The 13,574-nt window shown below is 68.1% G+C and carries 7 protein-coding genes, 1 tRNA gene and 1 other RNA gene; 5 read left to right on the top strand and 4 right to left on the bottom strand.

Going from position 1 to position 13,574, the window contains the following annotated elements; translation table 11 throughout:
- The first annotated feature begins 94 nt into the window (after positions 1-94).
- Positions 95-1,942, top strand: a complete 1,848-nt coding sequence (locus AC07VC_RS10465) for an FtsK/SpoIIIE domain-containing protein (RefSeq protein ID WP_494675325.1) — start codon at positions 95-97, stop codon at positions 1,940-1,942.
- A gap of 268 nt (positions 1,943-2,210) precedes the next feature.
- Here AC07VC_RS10465 and AC07VC_RS10460 read toward each other — a convergent pair whose 3' ends face one another.
- The 4 genes from AC07VC_RS10460 to AC07VC_RS10445 all read right to left on the bottom strand — a co-directional run bounded on the left by AC07VC_RS10460 (position 2,211) and on the right by AC07VC_RS10445 (position 7,646).
- A complete protein-coding gene (locus AC07VC_RS10460) occupies positions 2,211-3,572 on the bottom strand; it encodes a tyrosine-type recombinase/integrase (protein WP_494675326.1) in 1,362 nt (453 codons plus the stop codon).
- A 94-nt stretch (positions 3,573-3,666) separates the two neighbouring features.
- A tRNA-Ser gene (locus AC07VC_RS10455) sits at positions 3,667-3,754 on the bottom strand.
- A 48-nt stretch (positions 3,755-3,802) separates the two neighbouring features.
- Positions 3,803-6,586: a helix-turn-helix domain-containing protein gene (locus tag AC07VC_RS10450; protein WP_494675327.1), complete on the bottom strand. Its 2,784-nt coding sequence runs from the start codon at positions 6,584-6,586 to the stop codon at positions 3,803-3,805.
- A 406-nt stretch (positions 6,587-6,992) separates the two neighbouring features.
- On the bottom strand, positions 6,993-7,646 hold the full coding sequence (locus AC07VC_RS10445) for an SDR family oxidoreductase (RefSeq protein ID WP_317229941.1): 654 nt from the start codon (positions 7,644-7,646) through the stop codon (positions 6,993-6,995).
- Positions 7,647-7,742: 96 nt separating this feature from the next.
- Between AC07VC_RS10445 and ffs the strand changes: the two genes are divergently transcribed.
- From ffs to AC07VC_RS10425, 4 genes are all read left to right on the top strand, one after another.
- An RNA gene (ffs, locus tag AC07VC_RS10440) (signal recognition particle sRNA small type) lies at positions 7,743-7,839 on the top strand.
- A 105-nt stretch (positions 7,840-7,944) separates the two neighbouring features.
- Positions 7,945-10,062, top strand: a complete 2,118-nt coding sequence (pta, locus tag AC07VC_RS10435) for a phosphate acetyltransferase (RefSeq protein ID WP_317229942.1) — start codon at positions 7,945-7,947, stop codon at positions 10,060-10,062.
- 60 nt (positions 10,063-10,122) lie between these two features.
- Positions 10,123-11,313: an acetate/propionate family kinase gene (locus AC07VC_RS10430; protein WP_494675328.1), complete on the top strand. Its 1,191-nt coding sequence runs from the start codon at positions 10,123-10,125 to the stop codon at positions 11,311-11,313.
- A gap of 51 nt (positions 11,314-11,364) precedes the next feature.
- A partial coding sequence (locus tag AC07VC_RS10425) for a choice-of-anchor G family protein (protein WP_494724462.1) occupies positions 11,365-13,574 on the top strand: 2,210 nt, incomplete at its 3' end.

The following is a 13,574-nucleotide window of genomic DNA, read 5'->3' as shown; positions in this document are numbered from 1 at the left end:
CACTAACTAAAGGGGGAGGGGTCGTCACTGATTCCTCCCTCTTCTGTCTCTACCCGCACGAACACACATCGCATCACTAACAGAAAGCATTATTATGATTGACTTCAACAAAACACCTGAACCGGCTGACCGCAAGCCGTTCCCTACAACCGAGAGTCGCACACGCGTAGTTCTCAGTAAGACCTCTACCGCAGCTAAGGCCCTATCTGCTGAGGCTGTCAAGTTCCACAAAGCTGGCGCTCCTGCTCGCGCTATTGGCTCCGTCAAGAAGGCCGAAAAAAAGCAAAGCAAAGCGGACAACGCTAAGAGAGTCGCGGCGGAGAAGGCGTTCCGCCAAACCTGGAAGGTAAGAAAGCTCGCAGCAGATAACGGCATTGAGCCGATGGATGATGCCTCACAGAAGTTCGGGCGCTTCCGCGTGCTGTGGGCTGATGAGAAAACCAAGCCTATGGCGAAACTCATTCTACAAGCCTACCTCGGGCTGTGGATAAAGAATGGCTATCGGAGGTTCCCCCGTGCTGTCACACTGTTTTTGGCAACCGTCGCAGTCATCCTGCCGTTTATGAACTTCATGCCCCTGGTCAGCGTTATTGTTTTCGTCGCATGGGGTCTGTTCTGGTACAAGGTTAAGTTTGTGAGCGTATTTAGCTCAGATGACTCTCTACTCAAAATCGGACGTGTCCCGATTAAGCGTCCCGTGGTCTCAAACCGTAGGGCGAACCACCTGGACGGGGAACTCAACCAAATACGGCACGACCTCTGGGATGTCGCTTCAAAAACTTCGTTATATGTGAAAGTAGACCCAACGAAATATATCCAAGTATATGAACGCATCCCCGGCGTGTATCTACTGGTGTTTGACGTCATCCCGCCGCTGACAGATGAGTACCTTCTGCGGGTCATGCCGCCCATCGTGAAGACCGCTCTGAGATTGAACAACGTCTCAGAACTCATCACCGATGACACTGCTGGAACCCGAACACTGCTCGCGTCTCGCATCAACGTCCTACAGGACGACATTGACGAAGAGCTAGTGCCAATCATCACGAGTGACGCCACCAAGCTAGACCCGTGGTTAGACATCCCCATCGGGGTCACCAACAACGGCGATGAAGTCGCGCTCCCGATGTGTGGTCCTGAAGGCACCAACCGTGTAGTCATTTCAGGAAAGACCGGTGGTGGAAAGAGTGGGCCGGTTCGTACATGCCTGATGACGTGGGCTGCTGCTCCGCATGTCAGAACAGTCATCCTGGACGGAAAAGGAACAGAGTTCGCCATGTTCAAACAGTTCGCTGACTGCTTTGTATCTTTCCCAGAGGAACGCGCAGCAGGTGTTGACCGCTTCTTCAACCACATTGAAGCAGAGAAACTGCGCCGTCAACGCATTCTCGCAGACCACCTGTTCAACTCAGACCTGAACGACGAAGAGCGTCACACTGACACATGGAACCACTTTGATGACGGTTATTACCTCATCATCGTCATTGACGAGCTATCAACTATGTTCGGAGGTATGACTACAGGTGAGTACAAAGACTTCCAAGCTCGCTTGAAAGACGTACTGAGCATCGGTCGTTCCATCGGTATCGGTGCCATCATTTCATCCCAGTCACTACGAAGTGACTTGCTGGACACGGGTATCCGAAACGGCATGATTGATCACCGCCTAGGGTTCCCGACAAATGATGACATGGAAAGCGGGTTCCTTGGATTCCCTAACGATGCCACCGTCGCACCTCATCTCATTCCAAGCGGTGTTGACAAGAACGGCAACAAGATTGGCCGTGGTCAGTTCGTCCCGCGTGGGCTAGAAACCCGCAACTATTGTAAGAGCTACTTCGTGTCCACGAAGCGCATCAGACGTTACCTCGCTGAACTTCCTGTGCCGGAAGAAAAGAATCTTAACGAAAAAGCGGAACAGGACGCTTGGTTGACAGATTAAGCCGATACTAATACATGAGGAAGCTTATTGAATCTGATAAGCCGAATCACTGTTAGTGTACCCTGCTGTTCGCATTGCGATGTGCGACCATAGCAATAGGACCCTTCTCTAGTCTTGCCAGATTGAGAAGGGTCTTATTGTTTTAGTGGAACGTGCGCAAATCATGATATTGAGCCAATACTATATTGTAAGAAAGTGGTGTACCCCGTTTCCATGGCTGGGGGCTTTCTTCCCTAGAGGGGTTCGGCTGCTGGATCACCTTGCCCCTCTAGGCTTCTTTCTTCGGCTGAGGCTTCTTAGGTATGCGGATCATGCTCCGGCTTTTCGGCGTCAGAGGCTTGTACGCTTCCATGTCCGAGGCGTAAGCCAGGCCCAGTGTCATGATTGCCTTCGTCTTCTGTTCGTTGCTGATGTGCGTGTAGTAGCTAGTCATAGCCACGCTGTTGTGCCCCAGGATGCTCTTCACGACCTCTACAGGGACGCCGGTGGCTGCGAGGTAGGAAGCTGTCAGGTGCCGCATGTCATGCCCTCTCAGCGGCTCCACGCCCGCGTCTTTCAGCAGCTTCTTCCAACGCGTGTTGTCGGTGCTCTGCCGGATCGGGTTGCCGGTGGCAGTCGTGTACACCAGGTCCTCAAAGCCCGCCCGCGGAGCCCATGTGTCCTGCTTCATCAGCGTCACGCGTCGCAGTTTCAAGTGGTACAGCAGCGACCTAACATCAGGAGACAGCGGGATGACTCGCATGCTCGCCTCCGTCTTCGTGTCGTGCTTAATGCTCAGCGTTTTGTTCTCGGCATCGTTGTACAGCTGCCGGTCAATCGTCACCGTGGCAGGCTTGCCCCAGTCGCCGTCTAGATTGTTGAACGAGGACCATTCCAGTCCTAGACGCTCAGAGGCGCGCAGACCGTAGAACGACAGAGCCCAGTACACCGCGTCGTCCCGGTTGTCCTGTAGGTGCCTCCGCAGCTTCGCAACATCACCCAGACGCTCCCCGAGGTTCAGCACGTTCTTCCGCGTCTTCTTCGGCGGCTTCATGAACCGCATCGGATCCTCGCGGATGATCTTCGCCTTCGTCGCCTCTTCCATCGCAGACGTGAGGATGTAGTAGATGCCACGCAGGGGAGAGCTACCAAGCAGCGGAGCCCCGTCCTTGTCCTTCTTCGCGGGAAGCGTCTCTTCAAGGAACTCTTGAATCTGAACGGTTGTGAGTGCGGTGAGCTTCTTCGTACCTAGGGCCGGGATGATGTGGTTTCGGATGAGTCCACGGTTCCGCTGGCGGGTGTTCGCCTGTACGTCTCTCGGGTTCTGCTCATCAGCCCACTTCTGTAGCCACTCCGCGACTGTCCACACCTTCGTCTCCGGCGTGACGAGCACAGACGGGTCAGCCTGGCCTTGCTCCACCAACCAGACCAGGTGAGCCCTCGTGCGGCGCTCTATGGCTGTCCGCTGGTCACCGGAGGTTCCGGTGATGATCCGGCGCTTCCCGTCAGAGTCCCAGACCGTCATGGCTGCCCGGTACTTGCGTTCCCCGTCCACCATCACGCGGTACACAGTGCCTGCGCCTCGGGGCCGTCGCTTCCGCTTCGCACGCTCAGAGGCGGCTTCACGCATCTCAGGGGTCCAGGTAGTCATACCCGCACCGTAACTCTAAAAAGTAGTCTACGGTGCGGGTTCTGACCTCTACTGGGGGTGCTACACCCGCATGTTTCCGGGCTTTTTGTTCATCTGGCGGAGGATAGGGGATTCGAACCCCTGAGGGCTTTCACCCAACACGCTTTCCAAGCGTGCGCCATAGGCCACTAGGCGAATCCTCCATGACGCGTGCCGTCGGCGTCAGGAACGCGCGGCGGCACCCGTCGATACTACCTGCCCGAGAGCAGCCTCGATGCACCCGGTGTGTCGAGGAGCCCGGCGAGGGCCCGACGCGAGGGCGCGCCGAGCTTCGCGCGCGCCTGGTAGAGGTGCGACTCGACGGTGCGGACGGACAGGAAGAGCCGTCCGGCGATCTCCCGGTTGCTGAGGCCCTGCGCCGCGAGCACGCCGATCTCGAGCTCCCGCCGCGTCAGCATGCTGACGTCGAGGGTGGGGCTCGCGGACGCCGTCGCGGCGGCGGGCGTGCCGCGGTCGATGCGGGCCTGGATGCGCGCGAGGGCCGCCCGCGCGGAGGCGAGCGCCGGTCCGGCGTCGTCGGAGGCGAGCATCCGCAGCAGCTCCTCGCAGGCGGTGCGGGCCTCCTGGTGCAGCCCGGCCTCCTCGAGCGTGCGGACCCCCTGCTCGACCAGGGCGGCGTCGCCCGTGCGGGACCCCTCCACCACCTCGGCCATGCCGTGCAGCGCGGGGACGTCCGTGCGGTCCCGCACCCGGCGGGCGCCGTCGAGGAGCCGTGGTTCGGTGGATCCGAGCATCCAGGCCCGGAACAGGATGCCGGCGCGCAGCGCGTACGCGTCCCCGCTGAGCTCGCCCAGGTCGAGGAGCAGGGCGGCGGCCTCGTCGGGCCGGCCGCGCGCGGCGATGATCTCCACCCGCACGCCCTCGGCGAGCAGGCGCTGGTAGGGGAACCGCGGGTCGGCGCGGTGCGCGATGTCCGCGGCGATGCGCTCGGCCTCGTCGGTGCGGCCGCGCAGCGCCAGCACGCGGGCGCGCTGCATGCCGATCCACAGCCGCCAGGTTCCGGTGTCGGGGCCGACGAGCCGGTCGTCGGCGATGCTCAGCTCGGCCTCGGCGCGGTCCAGCCGCCCGAGGTCGAGGGCGACGCCGCCCGTGATGGCCCCGAGGACGGGGATGAACCACTGCGCGTCCTGGGCGATCGCCGACTCCACCCACGTGTCGAGCTCCCGCTCGAGGTCGGGGAGGTCGAGGCGGCAGAGGCGGCGGCTGAAGGCGCTCGCCGAGAGCAGCTCCAGGCGCGCCTCCTCGAGCAGGATGTCGTCGTAGGTCCCGCGGCACGCGGACCGGGTGGACACGAGCCGGAGGCCCGCGTCGATCTCCTCGCCGAGCTCGGCACCGCGGCCCAGGTGGCCGAGCGCGAGGACGATCGTCCGCTGGGCGCGGATGCGGACGCGGGGGTTCCCGGCGAGCGCGCCGGCCTCCCGGGCGGCCGTCAGCGCCGCCTCCCACTCCATGGTGCCGAGCGCCATGACGGCGCCGATGACCGTCGCCTGCGCGCGCACGTCGTCGTCGTCGCGGGGGTCCTGGCCGTGGGCGAGGCCCTCCAGCACGCGGCGCATGCGCTCGGTGCCCGGGAGCGCGGCGCGGGTGGTCAGCACGCGCCACCGGAGCACCTCGACGCGCTCGGCGGGCGTGAGGCCCGTCTCGTCCAGCGCCTCGAGGAGGTCCATGGCGCGTCCGGGGTTGCCGAGGACCACGAGCGCCCGCGCGGTCTCGCAGGCCGCGTACGCCGGCGATCCGCCGTCGGCGGCGATCTCCGCGAACGCGAGCGCGTCGTGGGTCATGCCCACGTCGTTCGCGAGCCGGGCCGCGACCAGGTGCACGGCGGCGAGGAGCGGGGCGCCGAAGCGCTCGACCGCCTCGCGCCGTCCGGACTCGGTGAGCGTGCGCGCGATGAGCAGGCTCTCCTTGGGGCTGAGCGGCACGCCGTTCGCGGCCTCCTGCATGAGCGCGCGGACGACGCGGCAGGTGAGCACGTCGACGGCGTCGGGATCGGTGCGGGCGAGGGCCGCCTCGGCCTCGAGCAGGTCGGCGCGGAGGATCATGTCCCCCTGGCCCTGGACCCGCGCGAGCCCGCGCGCGCCGAGCACCCGGAGGATCGTCTCGCCGAACAGGCGGGCGGCGCGCTGGTACGGCACGCCGTCCAGCCGGGCCAGCAGGATGAGCGTGCTGCGCTCGTCGTCGCCCAGCATCGACACGCGCGACGACACCAGCTCGAGGATGCGGGCGCGCGGCGCGTGCGGGCTCGGGAACGCGTACCCGGTGACGGTGCGGGCGCTGCCGTCCGCCTCCAGCGCCTCGAAGGTCAGCTCGCGGACGAGGAACGGGCGGCCGGCGCTGCGCCGCTGGATCTGCACCCGCGTGGCCTTGTCGAGCGCCACCGACCCCGCGAGGGAGTCGACCATGGCGTCGACCTCGGCCGTGTCGAGCGGAGCGAGGTCGAGCCGCTCGGCGTATCCGTTCCGCCAGAGCCCCAGCACCTCGGAGGCGGCCTGCGCGATGCGCGCGGCGGCGTCCCCGCCGGCCTCGGCGTCGCGACCGCGGGGGCGGCGGGCGTCGCTGCCCGTGTCGTCGACGGTGACGAGGAGGGTGCAGCGCTCGCGCGCGCGGGCGTCCACCAGGGCGGCGCGCAGGTCGGCGGGCATGAGGTGGGCGTCGTCGATCACGACGATCGGGCGCGCGGCCGGCAGCGGACGCGGCGCGCGGATGCCGGGCACCTGGTCGATGACCCGGCGGAGGACCTCCGCGAGGTCGGGCGTGGACGCGTGCGCGCGGATCACGGTGAGGCCGGCGCGGGTGAGGGAGTCGGCGACGCGGCCGGCGACGTGGCTCCGACCGGACCCGACGCTGCCCGTGACGACGGCGCTGGTGCCCGCGATGAGCCAGCGCTCGAGGGTCTCCAGGTCGCGCGCGCGGCTGCCCCGTCCGGCGGAGGTGCTCGCCGGTCGTGCGCTCGCCCGTAGGTAGGTTTGCGTCATCTGCTTCATGTGACCCCCGTCGCGGAAGAGCGGTGGAACGCGCCGCATCCCCCGAGGCTGCGCGGACCCTGAGTTCCCATACTCGCCGGAATACGGGGATCAGGCCAGGCGGACCGACGCTTACTGATCGGATGCGTCACGGAAATAAGTAGTCCGCACTGTGGGGGACACCCGATGCCGCTCCTAGCGTGTTCCACATGTCCGGGCATGGGGATGCTCCGGATGGTGCGCTCCGGCGCACACGTGCGGCGACGCGCGGGCCGACGACGGCTTCGGGTGCCGTCGGGCCGGCGAGGTCGACCGCGGCACGACCCGGGTGCCTCAGCAGCCCGGAAGCGGATGACGGCCCCCTCCGGGGAGGAGGGGACCGTCATCCGGATGGGCGCTCGGGCCCCGTCCGCGGGCGCTAGTAGCGGAGGCCGGCGATGGCCTCGGCGACGGGCTCCTCGCCCGAGACCGCCTCGAACTGGACGCGCACGCCCGTGCCGTCGATGAGCGCGGTCGCCACGATCTCCGCGACGTCCGCGCGGGGGATGGTGCCCCGGCCCGTGGAGGTGCCGACCTGGATCCGGCCCGTCCCGGGCTCGTCGGTGAGGCCGCCCGGGCGGACGATGGTCCAGTCGAGGTCCCGCGCCCGGAGGTCGGCGTCCGCCTCCGACTTGGCGCGCTGGTAGATCTCGTAGGTGTCGTCGCTGTCGGGGTCGAACCCGTCGACCGCCATGGCCGAGATCATCACGTAGCGGCGGACCCCGGCCCGCTCGGCGGCGTCCGCGAGCAGGATCGCGCCGTCGCGGTCGATGGTGAGCTTCCGCTCGGGGCCCGAGTCGGGCCCGCCGCCCGCGGCGAAGACCACGGCGTCGGCGCCCTGGAGCGCCTCCGCGACCGCATCCACGTCGCTCTCCTCCAGGTCGAGCACGAGGGCCTCCGCGCCGGCCTCGGCGAGGTCGGCGGAGTGGTCGGGGTTGCGGACGATGCCGACGGGCTGATGGCCCGCGTCGGCGAGGCGTCGTTCGAGCAGTCGGGCGATCTGGCCGTGTCCTCCGGCGATGACTATGCGCATGACGTCCACGGTACGCGCGCTTCGTGACCGGTCGCTGGGCGGAGCGGGACCGACGGCGGGCCGACCGGCGGGCTCGCCGGGTCGGGTACACTCGGTGTCGGCTCCTCGCGTGGTGCCATCCAGGTGAACTCCCCCAGGGCGGAGACGCAGCAAGGGCAGCCGGGCTCTGGCAGGTGCGCGAGGGGTCTTCTCCTTTTAACCGGGCGCGCCTCAGCGCTCCGTGGTGGATCGCGTCGCGGCCCGCGCGGCCCAGGATCCGTCCGGCCGCCGTGCAGGCGACGCCCATAGGCTTGCGGGCATGGCTCGGAGCATCTACATCACGTCCGCCGAAGGGCACTCGGGCAAGTCGACGGTGGCGCTGGGCGTGCTCGACACCCTCACCCACCAGATCCAGCGGGTGGGCGTGTTCCGGCCCATCGCCCGGTCCATCGTGGAGCGCGACTACGTGCTCGAGGCCCTGCTCTCGCACGACGGGGTCGACCTCGACTACGACGAGTGCGTGGGCGTCACCTACGACGACGTGCACGCGGATCCCGAGGCCGCCCTGTCGCGCATCGTGGAGCGCTACAAGGCCGTCGAGGCCAAGTGCGACGCGGTCGTCATCGTCGGCAGCGACTACACCGACGTCGGCAGCCCCACCGAGCTGTCGTTCAACGCGCGGATCGCCGCGAACCTCGGCGCCCCCGTGCTGCTGGTGCTCACCGGACGCCGCTCCGACGAGTCCGGCGGCCGCAGCCCCGACGAGATGCGCCAGATCGCCGACCTCGCCGTCCCCGAGCTCGTCACCGCGCACGCGGGCCTCCTCGGGATCGTCGTCAACCGCGCCGACCCGGACGCCCTCGACGCCATCACCGCCGCCATCCCCGCCGCGATCCCGGCCTCCCTGCAGGCGCGGACCCCGCACGTGCCCGTGTGGGCGATCCCGGAGGACGCGTTCCTCGTGGCGCCGACCGTCGCGGAGCTCCTCGACGCGGTCGACGGCACGCTCGTGAAGGGCGACGCGGCCCTCCTCAGCCGGGAGGCGCTCGGCGTCGTCGTGTCCGCCATGTCGATGGAGAACGTGCTCGCCCGCCTCACCGAGGGCGCGATCGTCGTGATCCCCGGCGACCGCAGCGAGGTGCTCCTCGGCGTCCTCACTGCGCACGCCTCCGAGACGTTCCCCACGGTCGCGGGCATCGTCCTCAACGGAGGCTTCGCCCTGTCGCCCACCATCGAGACGCTCGTCTCGGGCCTCGACCAGACCCTGCCCATCATCTCCACGGAGCTCGGGACCTACGAGACGGCCAAGCGGATCACGCAGACCCGCGGCCGGCTCTCTCCCGAGTCCGCCCGGAAGATGGACATCGCGCTCGCCGCGTTCGAGCAGCACGTGGACACCTCCCGCCTGCTCGAGCTCCTCGACGTCAGCCGCTCCGACGTGGTCACGCCGCTCATGTTCGAGTTCGGCCTCATCGAGCGCGCGCGGACGGCGGGCAAGCGCATCGTGCTGCCCGAGGGCACCGACGACCGGGTGCTCCGCGCCGCGGGCACCATCCTCAGCCGCGGCATCGCCGAGGTCACGATCCTCGGCGAGGAGATCGAGGTGCGCTCGCGGGCCATCGGGCTCGGCATCGACATCGGCCGTGCCACCGTCCTCAGCCCCTTCGACGCCGTGCTCCGCGAGCGCTTCGCGGAGGAGTACGTGCGCCTCCGCGCCCACAAGGGCATGGTGCTCGACATCGCGCGCGAGACCGTCACCGACGTCTCCTACTTCGGCACGATGATGGTGCAGCTCGGGCTCGCCGACGGCATGGTCTCCGGTGCCGCGCACACGACGGCCCACACCATCCGCCCGGGCTTCGAGATCATCAAGACCACGGACGGCGTCTCCGTCGTCTCCAGCGTGTTCCTCATGGCGCTCGCCGACCGCGTCCTCGTCTACGGCGACTGCGCCGTGAACCCGGATCCGACGGCCGACCAGCTCGCCGACATCGCCATCTCGTCCGCCGCGACCGCCGCCCAGTTCGGCATCGAGCCGCGCATCGCGATGCTCTCCTACTCGACGGGGGAGTCCGGTGCCGGAGCCGACGTGGAGAAGGTCCGCCAGGCCACCGCGCGCGTGCGGGAGCTGCGGCCCGACCTCGCGGTCGAGGGGCCCATCCAGTACGACGCGGCGGCTGACGCGGCCGTCGCGGCCACGAAGATGCCCGACTCGCAGGTCGCCGGCCGGGCGACGGTGTTCATCTTCCCGGACCTCAACACCGGCAACAACACGTACAAGGCCGTGCAGCGGTCGGCCGGCGCCGTCGCGATCGGACCCGTCCTGCAGGGCCTCCGGAAGCCCATCAACGACCTGTCCCGCGGCGCGCTCGTGCAGGACATCGTCAACACCGTCGCCATCACCGCCATCCAGGCCGAGGGGATCGCGGCGGGCTGAGCGCCCGTCCGTCCCGTCCGTCCCGCCCGCACTCGCACCCGCACCGTCAGGAGAACCCCCGTGCCCGTCGTCCTCGTCGTCAACTCCGGATCGTCGTCGTTCAAGTACCAGCTCATCGAGATGGACACGGAGTCCGTGCTCGCGTCCGGGCTCGTGGAGCGCATCGGCGAGCCGACCGGATCCACGCGTCACAAGGCCGGCGGCGACTCATGGGAGCGCGAGCTGCCCATCGCGGACCACACCGCCGGGTTCCAGGCGATGCTCGACGCGTTCGCCGAGCACGGGCCGTCGCTCGACGAGGAGCCGCCCGTCGCGGTCGGCCACCGGGTCGTGCACGGCGGCGACGTGTTCGTCGAGCCGACCGTCGTCACCGACGAGGTGAAGGCCGACATCGATGACCTCTCCGCGCTGGCGCCGCTGCACAACCCGGGCGCGCTGCAGGGGATCGAGGCAGCGCAGACCGCGTTCCCCGACGTGCCGCACGTCGCCGTCTTCGACACCGCGTTCCACCAGACGCTGCCCGCCGAGGCGTACACCTACGCCATCGACCGGGAGCTCGCCGCAGCGCACCGCATCCGCCGCTACGGCTTCCACGGCACGAGCCACAAGTTCGTCTCGGAGGCCGCCGCGCGCCTGCTCGGCAAGCCGCTCGAGGAGACCCGGATCATCGTGCTGCACCTCGGCAACGGCGCCTCGGCCGCCGCCGTGCAGGGCGGCCGGTCCATCGACACGTCCATGGGCCTCACCCCGCTCGAGGGCCTCGTGATGGGGACCCGCTCCGGCGACATCGACCCCGCGATCCTGTTCCACCTCGCCCGCCACACCGACCTCGGCCTCGACGAGCTCGAGACGCTGCTGAACCGCCGGAGCGGACTGCTCGGACTCACGGGCCTCGGAGACATGCGGGACGTGCAGCGCGCCGCCGCGGACGGCGACGAGGCCGCGCAGACGGCCCTCGGCGTCTACCGGCACCGCATCCGCCACTACGTGGGCGCGTACGCGGCGCAGCTCGGCGGCGTCGACGCGGTCGTGTTCACGGCCGGCGTCGGCGAGAACAACCCGCTCGTCCGCCGCCGGTCGCTGGCGGGCCTCGAGTTCATGGGCATCGCCATCGACGACGACCGCAACGAGCTCATCTCCTCCGAGCCGCGGTACGTGAGCCCCGAGGGGTCCCCCGTCGCGGTGCTCGTGATCCCCACGGACGAGGAGCTGGAGATCGCACGGCAGTCGCTCGCCGCGACGGCGGGCTGAACCGCCGCTCCCTCCCGCCGCTCCTCCTCCGCGGCGCCGCCTCCGAGGCCCGTGATCCTCTCCGGATCACGGGCCTCCTCCGCGTCCCCGGGACGCCCGGGGCCGGTAGCGCCACTGGCTCCACTACTGGTTCCAGCACGCAGTACCCATCCCCGGCAGACCAGTGCCCCGCAGGGTTGTCGGCCCATGAGCGCGGATGACACGCTCGTGGGGTCCGGGGGGACTGGTGGGGGCCACCTCTCGGTGATGACGCACGGCCGCGCGCCCTTCGGGCGCTGCTGGCCGGCCATGCAATCGAGGGGATCCAACATGGCACTACACATGCCCAGCCGCAGAAGCAGGCTGGCGACCGCGACGGCCTTCGGGCTGGCCGCGGCCATCGTTGCATTCGGGGGCACCGTGCCCGCGAACGCCGCGGTGGGCGACACAGCGGAGGCGGAAGGCCGTCTCCTCACGCTCTCCGGCGAGCCGGACCTGTCCGCCATCGCCCAGCTCTCGGGCGCCTACACGGGCTTCCGGCCGGGTGACGCCGTGGATCCGCAGAGGGAGTCGGGCGTCATCGACGCCACCGTCCTCAGCGGGCTCCTCCAGGCGCAGATCGCGGCCGACATCCAGCTCGGCGACATCCTCACCCTCGATCAGGCGGTCGCTGGTGGCGCTGCCAACCAGTACGCGTCGTCAGGAAGCGTCGGCGCGACCGGTGCCGCCGGTGCCGTGACCGACATGGGCGCCATCAACCTCAACGCAGGCTCGGGCGACGTGATCCAGCTGGACCTCGCACCCCTGCTGGGTGAGCTCGGGGCGACGGGCACCGTCTCCGACCTCTCCCTCGGGCTCGGGGCGCTCTCCGCCACGGCGACCGACCCCGGAGCCGGCCAGGTGACGTCCGGGTACAACATCGCATCGGCCGATGCGAACATCACCAGTCCGCTGGTGGGCACGCTGGCGACATCGCTGGATGACGGGATCGTCGCGCTCGCGCCGGGCGTCAACACGACCTTGCAGCTGAGCCCCACTGTGGGCAACACCCTGGACGGCCTGCTGACCACCCTCCTCGGCCCGCTCCTCACCGGAGTGGTGAACGTGGCGACGCCGACCGGCACGATCGCAGTGACGCTCGACACGCAGTCGGCCGTCGACGCGGTCCTCACCCAGCCGATCACGAGCGGCGGCGTCACGATCGATCTCGACGACGGCACGGTCACGGTCGACATCGACGAGCTCGTATCGCTGAACGATCGCGGGGCGAACACCGACATCCTGTTGGCGGACACGATCGCCGCCGCCGTCGACGAGATCCTCACCGATCTCCTCCCGGCCGCAGTGCTGGAGGCGGTGCTCGACTCCACTCGCGTCGTAGTCGACGTGGACGCCGCGGTCCGTCTCGGGACAGTTCTCCCGCTCAACGTCGGAGCCGTGGACATCCAGATCGACACGACGCTGTCTGACCTCCTCAACCCGACGGGTCCGGGGAACTCGCAGCCGGAGATCGACGTGTCCGGGACGAGCATCCTGAATCTGCCCCTGGGTGACATCGCCCAGCCGCTGACGGACATCGTCGTCGCCAACCTGCTGCCTTCGCTGCGGACGTCCCTCGGGGACGTGCTGCAGTTGGCAGACGTGACGGCGGTCACGACGCCCCTCATCGGATCGCTGGACCCCGTCTTCGACGTCGTCGGCGAAGTGGTCCAGCTGACGGTGAATCGTCAGGAGATCACGGCTGACCCTGCTCCCGACCAGGAAGAGCCCTTCGGCTTCGCGGACCCCGAGGGCACCGACACAGCCGGCATCTTCACGGTGACCGCGCTCCGCGTCTCCCTCCTCCCGCTCGTGAATGGGCCCGTGATCGACCTCGCATCCGCCTCCGTGCGGGCTGAGGCGGTCGTCGCACCGGCCACCCCGGTCGACATCATGTCGCCGACTCCCGACCAGAACTTCGCATTCGCGGGTGACGCCACGACGGCGGATGTTCCCGTGTCGGGCACGGCCGATGAATCGGCGCCTGTCACCGTCAGCATCGCCGGTCAGCCAACCCAGACGTCTCCTGTCGCCGCAGGTGGCGGGTTCTCGGTCGAGTTCCCGGGACTCGTCGCGGGCACCTACACGGCGACCGCCTCCCAGACCGTCGGCGGGGTGACGACCACCGACACGGTGACGTTCACCGTCGGTCCGGTCGCGCCGGATGTCGCTCCGGTGACGATCCTCGAGCCCGATGAGGACGAGGTGATCGCGGGCGGTACTCAGGACGTGATCGTGAGCGG

This window comes from Clavibacter sp. GW821-FHT01D01, from assembly GCF_059422605.1.
The sequence above is the reverse complement of the archived record's forward strand: the minus strand, read 5'-3'. Positions and strand labels throughout refer to the sequence as shown.

Bases quoted from the DNA above. Each gene is read 5' to 3' on its own strand.
- AC07VC_RS10445 (WP_317229941.1), bottom strand. From the start codon at position 7,646: ATGCGCATAGTCATCGCCGGAGGACACGGCCAGATCGCCCGACTGCTC.
- pta (WP_317229942.1), top strand. From the start codon at position 7,945: ATGGCTCGGAGCATCTACATCACGTCCGCCGAAGGGCACTCGGGCAAG.
- AC07VC_RS10450 (WP_494675327.1), bottom strand. From the start codon at position 6,586: ATGACGCAAACCTACCTACGGGCGAGCGCACGACCGGCGAGCACCTCC.
- AC07VC_RS10460 (WP_494675326.1), bottom strand. From the start codon at position 3,572: ATGACTACCTGGACCCCTGAGATGCGTGAAGCCGCCTCTGAGCGTGCG.
- AC07VC_RS10465 (WP_494675325.1), top strand. From the start codon at position 95: ATGATTGACTTCAACAAAACACCTGAACCGGCTGACCGCAAGCCGTTC.